Here is a 16,045-nt window from a genome sequence, read left to right as displayed (position 1 = left end):
TTAATGGTTATGCTCCCTTTAAATAATGATTGATATTGACTTCATCGATCTGGTCTTTATCTAAATAAGTTTCGGCATATTCCAGATAAACCCCTTCCCGTAAAAATAATTCAAACAGTTCGGCATCGATATGTTGGTCATTGCGCATAAAGCTCATGATTTTTAACGACTCACTCAGAGTTTTCGCCTTTTTATAGGGACGGTCGGCGGCGGTGAGTGCTTCAAAAATATCGGCAATGGCCATCATTCTTGCTGTTACCGGCATATCGTCTTTGGTGAGTCGTCGGGGTAGCCTGTGCCAATCATGGTTTCGTGATGGCCGCCGGCAATGGTAGGAACATTACGTAAATGTTTTGGGTAGGGCAGTTGCTTAAGCATAATAATGGTTTGCACCATATGGTCATTAATCTTAAAGCGCTCCTCTTCGGCCAGCGTGCCCCTGGCAATACTAAGGTTATACAGTTCGCCGCGATTATACTTATGCTCTGGTGTGTTTAGTTTAAAGCCCCAGGGGTTGTTTTCTGGAATCACTTCACTGGGCTTGCGTTCGATAATATGTTCCGGTTTATCGGCTAATAGTTTTTCTGCGACGGGTAAGCTCTGCTCTGTTGTGTTATGGCGTTGTAATTCTTCCCAAGACAAGCCGATGGTGTCACTGAGGGTTCTTTTCCAGCTAAGTTGGCTGAGTGCCTGTAATCGTGCCAGTTTATCTTCAGAGATAAATTCTCCACCTTCATTGCACTCGGCAATAAAGGCAAAGTCACTATCCAGTTGTTGCAGTTTTTCCTGTAATTGAGTGCTCAGTGCTGCTTGGTCACCGTTATTGGCAACCTGCTGCCAGTAGTCAATTTCCGCATCGCGTTTGAGTACTTCAAAGCGCATCCGAATTTCGTGGATGCGGTTATAAATAGTTTCCAGTTTGGTGGCTTTGTCGACCACATATTCGGGGGTGGTCACCTTGCCGCAGTCATGTAGCCAGCCGGCGATATGCAGTTCTTCCCACTCATCAGTGCTAAGGTTAAAGTCCTTAAAGTGCCCTTGGTCCTGGCAGCCGGCCCGGGCCAGCATTTTAGTGAGTTCAGGTACGCGTTGGCAGTGGCCGCCGGTATAGGGAGATTTGGCATCAATGGCGCTGGCGATTAATTCGATAAACGCCTGTAATAGATTTTTCTGCGCTAATTGTAACTGGCGGCTTTCTACCGATACGGCGGCAAAGCCCGATAGTGCTTCGGCAAAACCTTGCTGCTGTGCCGTCATGGGTTTTTTATTGCCCTTGGGCTCTGGATAAAACAGGCAGATAACACCAACTTTCTCGTGATCTCTATCGTGCAGTGGCAATAACAGCATCATCACATCATCGGTGTTTAGCTGCTCAAATAAAGCGTCGGGGGTGCTGCCGTCATAGTGATCTTTATGCAGTGTGGCCAGTGCGGTTTCCTGATTGCTAAAGTTTTTAACAATGGGGTGTTCGCTGGTTTCGCTATTAAGGGTAAAGGACGCCAAGTCGGAGGCGGCTACGGCTTCACCGGAAGCAAAGTGCATCACTTGCGCTTGCAGGGTGGTTTCATCATCGCTGAGTAAATAAATCGTGGCGGCCTGGGCACCACAGGCAGTCATGGTCTCTGCACTGATTTTATCCAGCAGTTGCCCCAGGTCTTCTTCACCGGCCAGCGAATTAATCAGGTTGATAAACCGGCTGATGGTAAATTGCATGCGGTCCATTGACCGGGACAGTTGATCAACCTCAAGCACAAAGGACTCTACCGGCTCTTTGGAAGAAAAATCAAAACGGCTAATAGCCCGTGCCTGTTTGGCCAGGTTTTTGATCGACTTTGAAATTTGGTTAGACATAAACCAGGCAATGGGTAGGGTAATAAGCACCAGTGCCAGAGTAATTAATAAATTGCGATCGCGCATTTGGTAGGCGTCGGAAAATAATTCGGAAACCGGTGCCAGAATGGTTAGGTTCAGGTTAAGGTCATCTCTGATAAACAGCGTATGCTCGGCACTGATCCAGGTTTCTTCCCCCACTTGGAAAAATTCACTCTGCTGTGCTTGCGTGTCACCGAGAAAACTATCAATGGCTGAATGGTTAAGTTCACTTAGTTTGATAATGTGCAGGCTGTCATCTTTATGGCTGCCCAGGGTAAGTTTGCTGCTTTGATTGTAGGCCAGTATCTCGCCTTTATCATTGCTAATAGCGGTAATCGCCGAGGGGGAAATAAAGGTTTGTTTTAGCGCATTGGAAAGAGCAATCAAACTAATGTCAGCGGCGATAACCGCATCGCTTTGCACGGCTTTGCGAGCGGAGGTAAGACCCGGCTGCTTCAGAAAATAAAATAAATAAGGTTCGGAGAGATAATTGCCCTGATTGCGTGGCGCTTCTTTAAACCAGCTACGTTTGCGTGGGTCATAGTCTGAGGTACCAAAGTCCAGCTGATCAAGGATGGTCATCTCTTTATCAAAAAACACCCGGGTTTGCGGGTGTGCCCCGGTTTCTGAGTGGCGAATATGATCTGCAATAAACGCTGCTCCCGGGGGAGGATTAAATAGTTGTTTTTTGTAATCGCTATTGAGATAGCGCATCACAAAATAATCACCATTGGGCCAGCCGATTTGCAAGGTGGTGGTCTGAGGATATCGCTTTAACAGGGAGGCGAGTAATGGGCTGTAGTTCAGGCCGGTATCGAAGGTGGGGCCGCTATAATCATTGGCCGCCAAAACGTGCAGGGCACTGGAAACCGGCTCAAAGTGATTGTTAAATTGGTCCAGGCTATCTTGGGCCAAATCTTCAAACAGTTGGTTGCTGGCACTACTAATTAATTGGGTAGACTGGTTGTAACTTAGCCAGACCAGTGAACCACCCAGCAGGATAATCATGGTGACAAGCAGTGTGCTGATATGAATATGTAGCGGGTACTTCCTGGACGTGTTTATAGTCATTATCGGTTTGTCTCTCTGGCAGGTCGATGACTCATTCGTATTATCAGTTCAGTGTAGTGTGCAGAGAGGGGGATTAGAAGAGTTTGGCTTAAATATTATGCGACTGTAGGGTGGATTATAATCCACCAGGCCCAGCGATGAGCTAGCCTGTACCGGTGGATTATAATCCACCCTACTGGCTAGCCCGGTGCAGCTTGTTCCCAGCCTATAAAGAACGATGAGACCACAGTGAGTGACACCCACCCAACAGGCCGGTTATTAGAGGGGCGAGTTAAGAGACTTTGCTAAAGTTGATCGTTAGCGATTTCATCCAGTATCGTAGGGTGGATTATAATCCACCAGGCCCAGCGATGAGCTAGCCTGTACCGGTGGATTATAATCCACCCTACGGGTTAGCCCGGTGCAGCTTGTTGCCAGCCTATAAAGAACGATGAGACCACAGTGAGTGACACCCACCCAGCAGGCCGGTTATTAGGGGGGCGAGTTAAGAGACTTTGCTAAAGTTGATCGTTAGCGATTTCATCCAGTATCGTAGGGTGGATTATAATCCACCAGGCCCAGCGATGAGCTAGCCTGTACCGGTGGATTATAATCCACCCTACGGGTTAGCCCGGTGCAGCTTGTTGCCAGCCTATAAAGAACGATGAGACCACAGTGAGTGACACCCACCCAACAGGCCGGTTATTAGAGGGGCGAGTTAAGAGACTTTGCTAAAGTTGATCGTTAGCGATTTCATCCAGTATCGTAGGGTGGATTATAATCCACCAGGCCCAGCGATGAGCTAGCCTGTACCGGTGGATTATAATCCACCCTACGGGTTAGCCCAGTGCAGCTTGTTCCCAGACTATAAAGAACGATGAGACCACAGTGAGTGACACCCACCCAACAGGCCGGTTATTAGAGGGGCGAGTTAAGAGACTTTGCTAAAGTTGATCGTTAGCGATTTCATCCGGTATCGTAGGGTGGATTATAATCCACCAGGCCCAGCGATGAGCTAGCCTGTACCGGTGGATTATAATCCACCCTACGGGTTAGCCCAGTGCAGCTTGTTCCCAGCCTATAAAAGAACGATGAGACCACAGTGAGTGACACCCACCCAGCAGGCCGGTTATTAGGGGGGCGAGTTAAGAGACTTTGCTAAAGTTGATCGTTAGCGATTTTAATGCCCTTAGAACAAAGCCGGGTAAATGGGCAAAATCATTTTTATCCGGGGTAAATTCAAGATCATCCAGTCGGTCCAACAGGTGCTCAAAGGCAATGGCAATTTCTACCCTTGATAGGGTAGCACCCGGGCAGCTATGAATAGACTGGGAAAAAGCCATATGTGAACCGGCACTTTTACGGGTCACATCCATGGCATGCGGGCATTCAAATTTGTCGGGGTCGCGGTTGGCGGCGGCATAGCGCACATGCACGATGGAGCCCTTAGGAATTTTTACGCCAGAGAGTTCAACATCTTCAACGGTGATTTTGGGCATGCCCTGGGTGGGCGATTCCAATCTTAAAATCTCTTCCACCATATTCTTGATTAATGAACGGTCTGCGCGAACTTTTGCCAGTTGCTCCGGGTTGCTAAGCAACAGCCACATCCCCGAGGCAATAGCGAAGGTAGTGGTTTCATTGCCGCCAATAAACAAATGATCGATCATTGAAATAATTTCAGCATCTGTGAGTGGGCGTTCTCCCTCAAAGCTGGCGTTAGCCAGTTCAGAGATTAAATCATCCTGTGGCTCGGCCCGTTTTTCACGGACTTTTTCAATAATATAGTTTTGGAACTCTACCCCTTTGCGGGCGACATCGAGTTGGTCTTCTTTGCTTAATTCCCCTTCCCATACCCTGACCCAGGCGGTGGACCAGATTATCAGTTGCGGAATATCTTCAATCGGTAAGCCTAGTAATGTGCAGATAACCATGCGGGGTAAGGGGTCGCAGAACTCGGCAATAAATTCTACCTGGCCCTTATCAATCCACTGATCGATTAGCTGGTCGACAACCTTATGAATAAAGGGCTCATGTTTGCGCACGCCGTTGCGTGACAGCGCGCTATCAATCATTTTGCGGTATTTTCTATGGTGTGGCGGGTCCAGCGACAGAGGGAACATTCTATCGAAGCCATGCTCTTTATAAATCGCACGGGCTTCCGGGTCTGTCACCAGAGGCTCAGTAGAAACCACTCCGCCCTGATTGGTAAAAATTTCCGGGTGGCGAACAATATAATGCACATCGCTGTATTTACTGACGAAGTACATATTCAGATCCGGCATAAAACAGATCGGTGCTTGTTCCTGTAATTGCGAATAGGAGGGGTACCAATCTTCCTGTACTGCCGGGTCCAGCAGATTAATAGTGTCGGGTTTAGTCGCCATGGTAATACCTTCTTCCAGTTATGCTTTACGGTGCTGTAACCACCAGTTTTGAATAACCACGGTATAGAGCTCTGAGGCCCCTTTCACCGGGTCACTGGCACCTTTGGGCAGGTCGGTGGATACGGTGGGTATCAGCGGGCTGCCATCTTCTACCGGGTCTACCCATTCCATCTCCAGGGATTTAATCATCGCGGCAAAATCAAAGCCTTCATGGTAGTCACTGGCCTGATGCTCCCAAAAAGCCACGGTATCGGTAAAGCTCAGCAGGCAGTAATATTTGTTGGGCTTGGCAGCGCGGAAGTACTCATAGCGCACGCAGTTAGGCTCTTCGGCATGGGTTCTGCGGTACATCTCTTTCATGACCGCTTCAAAGTCTTGCTCTTTACCTTCGTTAATTTCAATGTGACACCAAAGAGTGGCCATATCTGTACCCCTTAAAACGCGATGATTGCTAGTATTTATTGAATGTTAACATGTTAACGTCATGTTAATTAATTATCAATGTGTTATTAATATGCTATGGTTGCCCCGTTAGCTGACTGATGAGGAAAAGCGATGAATTTAGTGGAACAACAGGCTTTAGAGCGCCGTGAAAAAATCCTCGATACCGTACGCCAGTGTATTGTCGAAAAGGGCGTTATGGAGCTGACTATCCGGGATTTAGCCGAGGCTTGTCGGGTATCTGTACCTACGCTGTACCGTGGCTTTGGCAGTAAAGAACAGCTATTAGTCGAGGCGATTCGCTCGTTTTTTGATACCCAGGTATTAGGTGAGCAATTGGAAAATAGCGGCCTGCAAGGCGCTGAGCGGGTGTTGGCCATTGTGGATCTGTGCGGTAAAACCATTGCCGATATGCCTGAGTATAACCAGCAGCTGTTCGCGCTGTTTATGAGCTCTGACTTTGGTGCCAGATTGGGTTGGGATATTACCGAGTCCATTACCTATTACCTGCGTCAGGGCTTAAGTGAAATTGCTGCCAGCGGTGATCTGCACGACTGGGTCGATCAAGACATACTGGCTGAGCGTCTGGCAGCACAATGTATTATTTCTGCCATGGAGTTCTGTGGCGGCGATCTGTCAACAGACGGCTTTTTAGCGGCCTTTGGTTATAGTGTTGCGCTGCTAATGCTGGCCTCTTGTCGGGGTGAAACCCATACGGTGTTTACTCTGCGGGCGCAGCATACTCAGGGGCAGTCTCGCCGGCAGCATAACCCCCGTTTAAATCGCACACCGGGCAAGGTGGGCGAATAAATAGCCGTTATTGCGCCGCGCCGCGGCCCATAATCCAGGGCAAGTCTAAAAAGGTTTGTACGCCGCAGCTAGCTTCCACCACATAGGGGATGGAGTTAACCGCGTGAATGGATGTGGCGCTGCCAAGGTCGTCATTCCAGTTTTCACCAAATTCCAGATACAGCTTGGGATGGCCTTTAATCGTGATGGAGTGAACACCCCTTGGCCATTGATCGGCAATACTGTCATGCACCCGCCAAATCGTTTCGTGGACAATGCGCTTTTTACCCTTGCTAATACCCGCCCATTCCCAGTGCTGGCCAGCAACGGTACCTTTTTTAATGGGGCCTGCCGCTACCGTCAAATCTTCAGGGGCTAAAATCTGTTTGGATTTTGCGGTGATGTTATCCAGTTTAAGGCCAATACCATCCGCTACCATTTGCACGCTTTCTTCAAATAGGCCATTTAGCCAGGAGGAATATCGCGCATTCTGCGCTTTATAGGCTTTTGGGGTTTTACCAAAACCCATATTGTCACAAATAATTTCCGGCGAGGCGTAGTGCTCGAAATGAGAAATTTCCTGAATATGAATTTGATCGATACGGTTAGATAAAGAGGACAATGTCAGCGGGATTAAATCCCCTAACCAGCCGGGATTGGCTCCAGTGCCGTGAAAGCTACTGCCGCCACGACGGCAGGCGGCTTGGATTCGGTTCATTAATTTTTTACCGTAAACCTTCGGGTACATGTAACCTACGGTAGAAATAACATTCTTTCCCGAGGCTAAAAGAGCGCAAATAACATCGAGGTCAGCACCGGGGTCGTCACCAAACACCAGTGACGGCAAGGGCGTGTGAACAACGCAGTCCGCATCCATAGCGAGAATCTTATCGATATCGTTGGTGGCCTTAACGCCAAGCTTTTCAATACCTACCAAGGTGCCTGCATCCATACCAACCTTGCTCTCGCTATAGACAAACAGGCCTTTTAGCTTTAAATCGCTGCGCTGTGCAATCGCTTTGATGACCTGGCTACCTACATTGCCGGTGGCCCACTGAATAATTTTATACGCCATAATGGTGCTCTTTTTATCAATGATATTTATGCGTCAGTTTTGCCCGCATGTAAGTTTTCAAAATAGCTACGTAAGCTTGTGGTGCCACGTTTGGGGCCAACACCATCGATTTCACCGGCGGTGACAATAAATTCTGCCAGATCGCCAAACTGGTTTGATAATAGCCGGATAAATTTAACCACGCCCCAGGCAAGCCACATAGGGATGGCGTGAATTTTTGCCGGTTTGCCCACCACCTCAAAGCACATTTCTACCGCTTCACGCTGAGTCATAATATCTGGGCCGCCCACTTCGGCTTGCAGTTCGTCGCCCTCGGTAATCTCAACACAGGCTTTGGCCAGGTCACGGCCATGGATGGGGTTCATTTTATTATTGCCTGGGCCAACTAAAAACGCTCGGCCGCTTTTTGCCATATCGTAAATGGCACCCATATCCGAGAAGTAACCACAGGGGCGCACAATACGATAGTCGATTGAGGAGGCTTTTAAAGCATCAACCACCTTTTCATGGGCCTGAGTAATGGCCAGTTGCATAATATTTTCCGCACCCTGCATAGAGACATAGGTAAAGCGCTTAACAGTAGACTGTTCGCAGAGGTCAATCAGGTTTTTATTGCACTGGTAGTCCACCTGCTCAAAGGTCAGGCCATCTCGCTGTCTGGAGATGCCAACACAGGAGAACACTACATCAATATCGTCCAGCATGCCTGTTAGCGTTTCAGGTTTAGTAATTTCACCAACAAACACCTCGTCATAATCCGCTTTGCTCAGGGCTGGGGCGGTAAATGGGCCTGCTTCGTGTAGGCGTTCTTCGCTGCGGGTAAGCACTCGCACATGATAGCCAGCCTGCTTATAAGCTTGTACGGCAAATTTGCCTAAATAGCCGGTGGCTCCGGCAACTAAGACGCGTTTTAGGGTTTCATCAGGCATTGGTTTATTCCTGTGTAGATAAAGTGGTGTGATAACGTATATAAGTCATGTTAACACGTTAACATTGGTGGTGGTCAATGCATTCGGACATATTCACATATCTGGCAGAAGTAGGGTGGGTTGCAATCCTCCGGTTCCCAGCCTATGCAAAATTGGGAGACAGCAGTGGATTATAATCCACCCTACGGATTGGCCTTCATGTGCCATACTAAGTCTTATCGTAAGAAGGAGTGCTTGTGAAAGGTATAGTGTATACATTGTTTCAGGATATGGTCGAAGACGAATTTGGCTTGGAGGTATGGGAGCTGCTTATTGAGCAGTCATCACTGGCCAGTGAGGGTATTTATACCTCGGTTAAAACCTACCCCGACGAAGAGATGGTGCAGCTGATTACTCAGTTGTCAGCCCATACCGGCACCCCGGCCCCGGCTTTGATTGAGCACTTTGGTCATTATTTATTACCCAATCTGATGGGCACCTTGCCCGCTACGATTAGCCGCTATAGCGACCTGTGGTCGTTTATGTCGGCGATCGATGATGTGATTCATCTGGAGGTGCAAAAGCTTAACCCTGATGCTTTAACTCCGGAGATCAGGGTACTTGAGCACCAGGGTGATCATATGGATGTGTCTTATCAGTCCCCCAGGAAATTATGCTTTTTAGCCATTGGTTTAATTAAGCAGGCGGGTCTGCATTTTAATACGCCGGTGGATGTAGCGCATAAACAGTGTATGCACGACGATCATACAAACTGTGTACTCAGTATCCATTTGTCCGAGTAATACATGCCTGATTATAAAGCGTCCTACGAAAGAGAAAAAAAAGCGCGGAAAATAGCTGAAAAAATGCTCGAAGATACCTCGAGAGAGTTGTATCTGGTTAACGATCAGTTAAAAAAGCAATATGAAAAAATGATTTCTGAATATAAACAGAAAACATTATTATTGCAGATATCCCGTTACTCTCAGGAAATGGTCAAGCTCAGTGAGCTGCTGCCAGATATTATCCATAGCATGCTCTCAATGGCCAGCTTACCTTTTGGTATTTTCGATTACTTCCCCTATGACCGGAGTCGGGACAATTTCCGCTCTCCTATCTATGTCAATAATAGTCTGTCCGATACGCAATCATTAGGCACCCAGTTTGATGAGATATTGGTCGGCGACTTTCTGAATGATGTTGTTGTCGATGTGATCTATGAACGGCAAGAAAAATATATTGAGAACCCCCTGGATTTGGTCGAGGGGGAGGCCAGAGCAGTGATGGAAAAATTTAACCTTGAGGGGGTTATGGTGATCCCTATTATCGCCAATAACCATGTTGCTGCGATTGTGTATTTATTTGCTAATAATGAAAGTACCCAGATCGGTAATTATCTGGAGTTATTTTCCTCCAGTGCCAAGCAGCTGGGTTATCTGGTGGAACATCGCTATAACGAAGAGCAGCTAGAGGCCAACTACACACAGCTAAAATCAATGGTTAATGAACTCAACCTCACTCAAAAGCAATTGGTTCAGTCTGAAAAGATGGCATCAGTAGGCCAGTTGTCATCGGGTATTGCCCATGAAATTAATAACCCGATGGGCTATATAAAAAGCAATGTTAATACCTTAACCAAGTATCAGGATGCCTATAAACAAGGTTTTTTATTGCTGGAGAAATTGCTGGCTGATGCATCTGATGACGATAAAAAGCTACAGCGGCTCAGTGATTACTGGAAGAAACACGATCTTGATTATTTGTTAAATGATACCGATGTGCTGTTGGAAGAGACCCAGCAGGGTATTAGTCGAGTGATTAATATTGTCTCTGGTTTAAAATCGTTTGCCAGAGCCTCTGATGAAAAATGGGCAGAACTGCAAATTAATGACTGTGTGGAAGAGGCGTTAAAGCTTTCCCATAATGAATTAAAATACACTGTAACCATCGAGAAAAACCTGGCGGATGTTCCTGTTATTAATGGCAATGCCGGTGAGTTGGTTCAGGTGATACTAAATTTGTTAATTAATGCTGGTCAGGCCATAGAAAAAGACGGCACCATTACTATCACTACAAAACTGATCAATGATCGAGTGGACCTGTCGATTGCAGATTCCGGCACAGGTATTGAGCAGGAAAATCTGAAAAATATCTTTGACCCGTTTTTTACCACCAAAGAAGTGGGGGAGGGCACCGGTCTCGGCTTGTCGATCTCCTTTGGCATTGTTGAAAACCACCTTGGCAGTATTGATGTAAAAAGTGTGGTTGGTCAGGGCACAACCTTTACCCTTTCATTGCCTGTTGCCAGTAATGATGAGTGGTTATAAGACGCGAGAAAATTGAGAAAAAAAGCATAACCGCTGGTGCGAACCTTGCAAAACGTCTATTGAGTGAATAAACAATAGGACAATTGCCATGAATACCGTAACAGCTGATGTAACACCTCTTGCAGAGAACTATGGATTGATACAACTGATGCACGATAGCGATACCTATCAACAAACATTACTCTTGGTAGACGATGAAAAAAATGTGCTTAATGCCCTGCGTCGTTTATTTTACGGTGCAGACTATCAGGTGGTAACGGCCAGTTCTGGTGAAGAAGCGTTGTTGATGATGGAGCAATATAGCCCCGATATGATTATTTCCGATGTGCGTATGCCGGGGATGAATGGGGTAGAGCTATTAGTGCATATTGCTGAAAAATATCCCGATACTGAACGGGTATTATTAACCGGTTATTCTGATATCGAATCGACGATTGATGCGATTAACTCCGGCGGTATCAGTCAGTATATTCAAAAACCCTGGAACGACGAAAAATTACTCAAGCTGGTGGATAAAACCCTGAGTTATCTGGATCTAAAACAGCATAACGAAAGCCTTCAGGCGACCGTGCGCAGCCAAAATGAACAGTTAAAATCCTTTAATCAGCAACTCGAAGCCAAGGTAGAAAAAGGCGTTTTGGCACTGACAGAAACCCATCGGCAGTTGGTGGCACGTACCGATGCTTTAAAGCAAAGCTACCATAATTTTGTAGAGTTATTCCTTACTCTGATGAAGTCGCGGTTAGGGGATTTTTATCAAGATGATGACCAGGCCAGTCGTCTGGCGCTGGATATAGGTCAGTCTCTGGGGCTGGATATTGAAGACTTGCAAGCACTGCATTTTGCCGCCAAATTGCGCCATATCGGCCTGCTGGAGCTGGACGATAGTGTGATCAAAACTCCCTATGAGGCACTGACTCCAGAGCAGCAGAAACAGTTACAGCAATACCCGGTGATCGCCAATGATTTGCTCTGCTCTCAGCCTTTTTTAGCGGCGGCTTCCGATATTATCTTGATGCATAAAGAGCAGCTAAACGGCAAAGGCTACCCCCATAAGCTGGTAGCTGAGGAGATTAGCCTGCCCGCTAAAATCCTGGCGGTGGTGAATGACTACCTTGCCCTGATTAATGGTGCCATTACGGCGGAACCCTTAACCATCACTGATGCCGTGAATTGGATTGCACAACGTGAGGGCGAGCAGTATGCAGCAGAGGCAGTAGCGGCCCTGATCTACCTGGTCGAAAATGACCGCCACGCTATCAATGAGTTGCGTCTGGAAGCGGCACAACTGCAACCGGGCATGGTGCTAAGCCGTGACTTTCATAATGCCAATGGTGGGCTATTATTAGCGAAAGGCAGTAAATTAAACCCGTCAATGATTACAAGAATCGGCGAAATCACCCAGCATATCGGTGACACACCTTCACTCTATATCTACAGCCCTAAAGAGCCTTATGAAATCAGTTCTGATAGTTGATGATGACCAAAATGTATTAAATGCCCTCAACCGTTTATTGCGCAGTGGGCACTATGAACTCACCCTGTGCCAGTGTCCGGAAGAGGCACTGGAGCTCTGCCAGAACAACCTCTACAACCTGATTATCTCGGATCAAAAGATGCCGGTTATTACCGGCACTCAACTGTTTGAACAACTAGCAGGCCTGCAACCGACAGCGACTAAAATTATTCTCAGTGGTTACAGTGATTTTAATGAAATTACCCATGCCTTTAATCAACAGTGGATTCACCAGTTTATTTCCAAACCCTGGGATGATGAGGCGCTGCAATCCATTGTTAATGCTGCGGTAGCCTCGGTAGCGTCGCAGCCAACGGGGGATGATTCGCCACCGCAACAAGAACCCGCCCAGACCAATGCCCAGGGCTTGCAGTCTTTTCATGGCTTATTGTCTGCCAATGAGGCATTGAATAAATTATTTTCCAAGGTTAGGCGGGCCGCAGGCAGTGGTGCCTCGGTGTACTTATACGGTGAAACCGGTGCCGGTAAAGAGCTGTTTGCCCAAGCGCTGCATAATGAGAGCCCGGTGGCATCAGGCCCTTTTATTGCTGTTAATTGCGCCAATTTTAATGAGCAGCTCATTGAATCGCAGTTGTTTGGTCATGTTAAAGGCGCTTTTACCGGGGCAGACTCAAACCAGGAAGGCCTATTAGCCGCGGCCAACGGCGGTACCCTGTTTCTCGATGAAATAACAACGCTGCCGCCGGCGATGCAGGCAAAGATGTTGCGGGTTTTGCAAGAAAAAGAATATATGCCGGTAGGTTCTACCGTGAAAAAAACGTTTGATGCCTTAGTGCTTTCTGCTTCCAACAAGCACTTATCCATAGCCGTTTCTGAGGGTGAATTCAGGGAAGATCTTTATTACCGTTTATGTGTGATCCCGCTGCCCATTCCTCCCTTAAGAAAGCGCGGCGATGATGCTCTCAGGTTGTTTAAGTATTTTCTTGACCAGTTTTCAGCCGGTAAATCCCTGAGCTCAGATGGTGTCGAACATACTCTGCGCCATTACCACTGGCCGGGCAATGTACGCCAGTTAATTAATGTCTGCCAATATGTGGCCGCTATGTCCGAGTCGGATAAGATTACTCAGGCAGATTTACCGGAAGATATTATCGCCACCAAGGACGTTGAATCATCGGATCATGCCGCAGTGTCTACTGCGGAAGTGGTTGAACTTACAGAGCAGTCGGTACGGGAGGCGCTGTTAGAAAACAATAATAATAAGTCGGCGGCAGCCAGAGTGCTGGGGGTCAGCCGTATGACTCTATGGCGTAGGGTAAAGGATTTCAATATCGAGTAGCTGTAACTGTCACAGATGTTACAGGCTGCTGATACAGCTATGTATTCAATTTTTTTGTAAGTCATTGATAAATATAGGTAAAAAACTAGGCACGTAAAATGTAAGTCATTCCCTAACACAGCAATAGTGTCTGTGAAGGAGAATGACATGCTTAGCCCATTAAAATATCTACTGGCTCTACCGCTGCTGGTATCCCTGCATAGCCATGCTGTACCTGCTGCTGCCACCGATGAGTACCTTGACCAAAGCTTAAATTTTAACGCTTCGATGTATGAGCCCATTAATGTGGGTGAGTGGTATTTACCCCTGGCGGGCAACTGCTTCGATTCCCTTAACGTCCCCTGTGTAATTTCAAGTGATTATTCGCCGCTATTTGAAATGGATGGCGAATTATATTTTGGCCATAACGGCCTCTGGTTTCCGGTTAAGCATCTTTACGCTGTCTCCATGGGGTCTGGTTTTGTAACCAGCTACTACTTCAATGAAGACCTTCGTGAAATCTCCGAGGTGCCATTGCCTGGTGTTGGTCTGTGGCTGTTTTCCGCCACCTCGATGTTTTTGGCGGCAATGGGTCGTCGCCGTCGATTAACCGCTAAAGATTGTCAGTAAACCCCTTTTTACTGTTATTGGAATATGGGGCAGGCATGCGGAAAATCAGCGAAATAACCGTCATAAAACAGGCTTTTGTTAGGCCTCTACTGTGCTTTTTCCTGGTATTAACGCCAGGAGTTATTGCTGACGATGATAGTATCTCGACAAAAAAGTGGAGCCCTGGTACGTCTCCTTCGTTAGACCAGCTTTTTGTCACCTTGTTTCTGGATAGCTCCCTGGCCCTGGATTTATACGGTCCTGAAAAATCAGCGACAGGTCGTCGAGTAGCTTTACTGACTTATACGAATTTTTATACGCCTAAGAAAAACGCTACAGTAACTAATCGCAAAGGCAGTGATTACACCGTGGTACCGGTTGACTATCTCTTACCACCTGTCAGCAAGGCTGCGCAGCTTAAAACAGGCTCCCTTCTTTCAGAGGCACCCCCTTCTTTTTTGGTTGATGAAACCTTCGACTTCAACATTGCGGGCCGTAGGCATACTACCCCTGCTGTGGATACTACTCTTATGGGTTTTTTGGGTAATGGGTCAGGCGATCTTGAGCGCCCCCTTGATGCTTATAGGGGGGCTTCAGTTGTTAGCCTGTTCAGGGCCTCGATGGGTGCTATGGGGCGATTTGGAAGCTCTGGCAGTCCCCAGAATGAGCTGATCACCAAGGAGTATAGGGAGCTACCACTGGCAGGAGGGGCTTTTAACTATGCCATGGCTTTGGGTTTTATGATTATGTTGCGTAACAAGCGGTGTAACAGGCGGTTTTTGGGCTGCCAGACTGATACGCCTGATACAGTATAAAATAGCATTTCATTTCTTAAGTTATTGATATTTAAGGATAATAATTATTGGCACGGTTATTGGACTCCTTTAGGTAACACGACAACGAGGAGTTACCCCATGAAAAAATTATTACCTTTGGCCTGCGCCGCTTTTGTTTCCAACGCCTGTATCTCGAATGCCTTGGCCGTCACTGTCCACACGGAGCTGGTATTGCTGGCGGATGTTTCTGGGAGTGTGAATCAAATTGAATACGACCTACAGAAAACCGGCTATGTTAATGCCTTTCAATCAAGCGAAGTCGTCTCTGCTATTGCCTCCGTTGGATCTATTGCCGTTACCTATGTTGAGTGGTCAGGCAAAAACCAGCAGGCGCAATTGGTCAACTGGTCAATGATTAGCAATGCGCAGGAAGCCAGTAATTTTGCTTCTGCTATCAATAATACCTCTCGAAGCTTTTATAATATGACGGCGCCAGGTTCAGCGATTACTTATGCCACCAATCTTTTTGGTACCGAAACCGGAGGCTCAAGTAATGGCTTTGAAAGTAACTTCCAGATTATTGATATCTCGGGGGATGGCTTGAAAAATAATGGCCAAAATGTGGGGTCAGCCACCAGCAATGCATTGTCGCAGGGTGTGGACAAGATTAATGGTTTGCCGATTGGTAACGCTACCATTGCTAACTACTATGGCGACCAAATTGTAGCAGGTGAGGGTGCTTTTTATATGTCCGCTTATCAATTTGCTGATATTGAAGATTCGCTGGTGAAAAAATTAGCGGGTGAAATTACCGGTACTACCCCGGAAGGTGCTAATACGCCAACACCAGCAGCGGCACCACCAGCGGATGTGGCCGCAGTGCCTGTGCCTGCTGCAGCCTGGTTATTTGGTAGTGCGATGACAGGTTTGGCACTGGTTGGCAGACGCCGTAATACGCATAAAAGCGAGAGCTAGTTGTTCATTATCCCAGGTCTCATGTTTCATGGGTGACCCAT

The 16,045-nt window shown here is 47.1% G+C and carries 12 protein-coding genes and 1 pseudogene; 8 read left to right on the top strand and 5 right to left on the bottom strand.

What is annotated here, in order from left to right:
* Positions 1-7: 7 nt before the first annotated feature.
* The 3 genes and pseudogenes from BST96_RS21355 to BST96_RS03320 all read right to left on the bottom strand — a co-directional run bounded on the left by BST96_RS21355 (position 8) and on the right by BST96_RS03320 (position 5,732).
* A pseudogene (locus BST96_RS21355) lies at positions 8-1,713 on the bottom strand (HD domain-containing phosphohydrolase).
* Between the two features lie 2,354 nt (positions 1,714-4,067).
* On the bottom strand, positions 4,068-5,309 hold the full coding sequence (locus BST96_RS03325) for a cytochrome P450 (protein ID WP_085757328.1): 1,242 nt from the start codon (positions 5,307-5,309) through the stop codon (positions 4,068-4,070).
* A gap of 18 nt (positions 5,310-5,327) precedes the next feature.
* A complete protein-coding gene (locus BST96_RS03320; RefSeq protein WP_085757327.1) occupies positions 5,328-5,732 on the bottom strand; it encodes a putative quinol monooxygenase in 405 nt (134 codons plus the stop codon).
* 132 nt (positions 5,733-5,864) lie between these two features.
* On the opposite strand from BST96_RS03320, the gene BST96_RS03315 reads away from it, so the two are divergent.
* The gene (locus BST96_RS03315; RefSeq protein ID WP_085757326.1) at positions 5,865-6,560 is read left to right on the top strand and encodes a TetR/AcrR family transcriptional regulator; all 696 of its coding nucleotides are present in this window, start codon (positions 5,865-5,867) and stop codon (positions 6,558-6,560) included.
* Between the two features lie 7 nt (positions 6,561-6,567).
* On the opposite strand, the gene BST96_RS03310 is transcribed toward BST96_RS03315, so the two are convergent.
* Both BST96_RS03310 and BST96_RS03305 read right to left on the bottom strand, forming a co-directional pair.
* Positions 6,568-7,614 carry an NAD(P)H-dependent amine dehydrogenase family protein gene (locus tag BST96_RS03310; RefSeq protein WP_085757325.1) on the bottom strand — a complete coding sequence of 349 codons (1,047 nt, stop codon included), beginning with the start codon at positions 7,612-7,614 and terminating at the stop codon, positions 6,568-6,570.
* Between the two features lie 26 nt (positions 7,615-7,640).
* A complete protein-coding gene (locus tag BST96_RS03305) occupies positions 7,641-8,543 on the bottom strand; it encodes an SDR family oxidoreductase (protein WP_085757324.1) in 903 nt (300 codons plus the stop codon).
* Positions 8,544-8,779: 236 nt separating this feature from the next.
* Between BST96_RS03305 and BST96_RS03300 the strand changes: the two genes are divergently transcribed.
* The 7 genes from BST96_RS03300 to BST96_RS03270 all read left to right on the top strand — a co-directional run bounded on the left by BST96_RS03300 (position 8,780) and on the right by BST96_RS03270 (position 16,004).
* Complete coding sequence (locus BST96_RS03300) at positions 8,780-9,325, top strand: heme NO-binding domain-containing protein (RefSeq protein WP_085757323.1); 546 nt, start codon at positions 8,780-8,782, stop codon at positions 9,323-9,325.
* Between the two features lie 3 nt (positions 9,326-9,328).
* The gene (locus BST96_RS03295; protein WP_085757322.1) at positions 9,329-10,849 is read left to right on the top strand and encodes a sensor histidine kinase; all 1,521 of its coding nucleotides are present in this window, start codon (positions 9,329-9,331) and stop codon (positions 10,847-10,849) included.
* A gap of 88 nt (positions 10,850-10,937) precedes the next feature.
* A complete protein-coding gene (gene nosR, locus BST96_RS03290; RefSeq protein ID WP_085757321.1) occupies positions 10,938-12,326 on the top strand; it encodes a response regulator c-di-GMP phosphodiesterase, NosR family in 1,389 nt (462 codons plus the stop codon).
* Positions 12,304-13,665: a sigma-54-dependent transcriptional regulator gene (locus BST96_RS03285; protein ID WP_085757320.1), complete on the top strand. Its 1,362-nt coding sequence runs from the start codon at positions 12,304-12,306 to the stop codon at positions 13,663-13,665. Before nosR ends, BST96_RS03285 begins: the two co-directional genes overlap by 23 nt.
* 147 nt (positions 13,666-13,812) lie before the next feature.
* Positions 13,813-14,274 (top strand): hypothetical protein, encoded by a 462-nt coding sequence (locus BST96_RS03280; protein WP_085757319.1) that lies wholly within the window; start codon positions 13,813-13,815, stop codon positions 14,272-14,274.
* A gap of 35 nt (positions 14,275-14,309) precedes the next feature.
* On the top strand, positions 14,310-15,068 hold the full coding sequence (locus BST96_RS03275) for a hypothetical protein (RefSeq protein WP_085757318.1): 759 nt from the start codon (positions 14,310-14,312) through the stop codon (positions 15,066-15,068).
* 99 nt (positions 15,069-15,167) lie between these two features.
* Positions 15,168-16,004: a DUF1194 domain-containing protein gene (locus BST96_RS03270; RefSeq protein WP_085757317.1), complete on the top strand. Its 837-nt coding sequence runs from the start codon at positions 15,168-15,170 to the stop codon at positions 16,002-16,004.
* The last annotated feature ends 41 nt before the right edge of the window (positions 16,005-16,045 follow it).

The sequence above is a fragment of the Oceanicoccus sagamiensis genome, assembly GCF_002117105.1.
Classification (GTDB): domain Bacteria; phylum Pseudomonadota; class Gammaproteobacteria; order Pseudomonadales; family Dasaniaceae; genus Oceanicoccus; species Oceanicoccus sagamiensis.
This window is presented reverse-complemented; position numbering and strand designations above follow the sequence as displayed.

Excerpts from the sequence above, each read along its gene's own strand:
- BST96_RS03325 (WP_085757328.1), bottom strand. The coding sequence starts at position 5,309 with ATGGCGACTAAACCCGACACTATTAATCTGCTGGACCCGGCAGTACAG.
- BST96_RS03320 (WP_085757327.1), bottom strand. The coding sequence starts at position 5,732 with ATGGCCACTCTTTGGTGTCACATTGAAATTAACGAAGGTAAAGAGCAA.
- BST96_RS03315 (WP_085757326.1), top strand. The coding sequence starts at position 5,865 with ATGAATTTAGTGGAACAACAGGCTTTAGAGCGCCGTGAAAAAATCCTC.
- BST96_RS03310 (WP_085757325.1), bottom strand. The coding sequence starts at position 7,614 with ATGGCGTATAAAATTATTCAGTGGGCCACCGGCAATGTAGGTAGCCAG.
- BST96_RS03305 (WP_085757324.1), bottom strand. The coding sequence starts at position 8,543 with ATGCCTGATGAAACCCTAAAACGCGTCTTAGTTGCCGGAGCCACCGGC.
- BST96_RS03295 (WP_085757322.1), top strand. The coding sequence starts at position 9,329 with ATGCCTGATTATAAAGCGTCCTACGAAAGAGAAAAAAAAGCGCGGAAA.
- nosR (WP_085757321.1), top strand. The coding sequence starts at position 10,938 with ATGAATACCGTAACAGCTGATGTAACACCTCTTGCAGAGAACTATGGA.
- BST96_RS03285 (WP_085757320.1), top strand. The coding sequence starts at position 12,304 with ATGAAATCAGTTCTGATAGTTGATGATGACCAAAATGTATTAAATGCC.
- BST96_RS03280 (WP_085757319.1), top strand. The coding sequence starts at position 13,813 with ATGCTTAGCCCATTAAAATATCTACTGGCTCTACCGCTGCTGGTATCC.
- BST96_RS03275 (WP_085757318.1), top strand. The coding sequence starts at position 14,310 with ATGCGGAAAATCAGCGAAATAACCGTCATAAAACAGGCTTTTGTTAGG.
- BST96_RS03270 (WP_085757317.1), top strand. The coding sequence starts at position 15,168 with ATGAAAAAATTATTACCTTTGGCCTGCGCCGCTTTTGTTTCCAACGCC.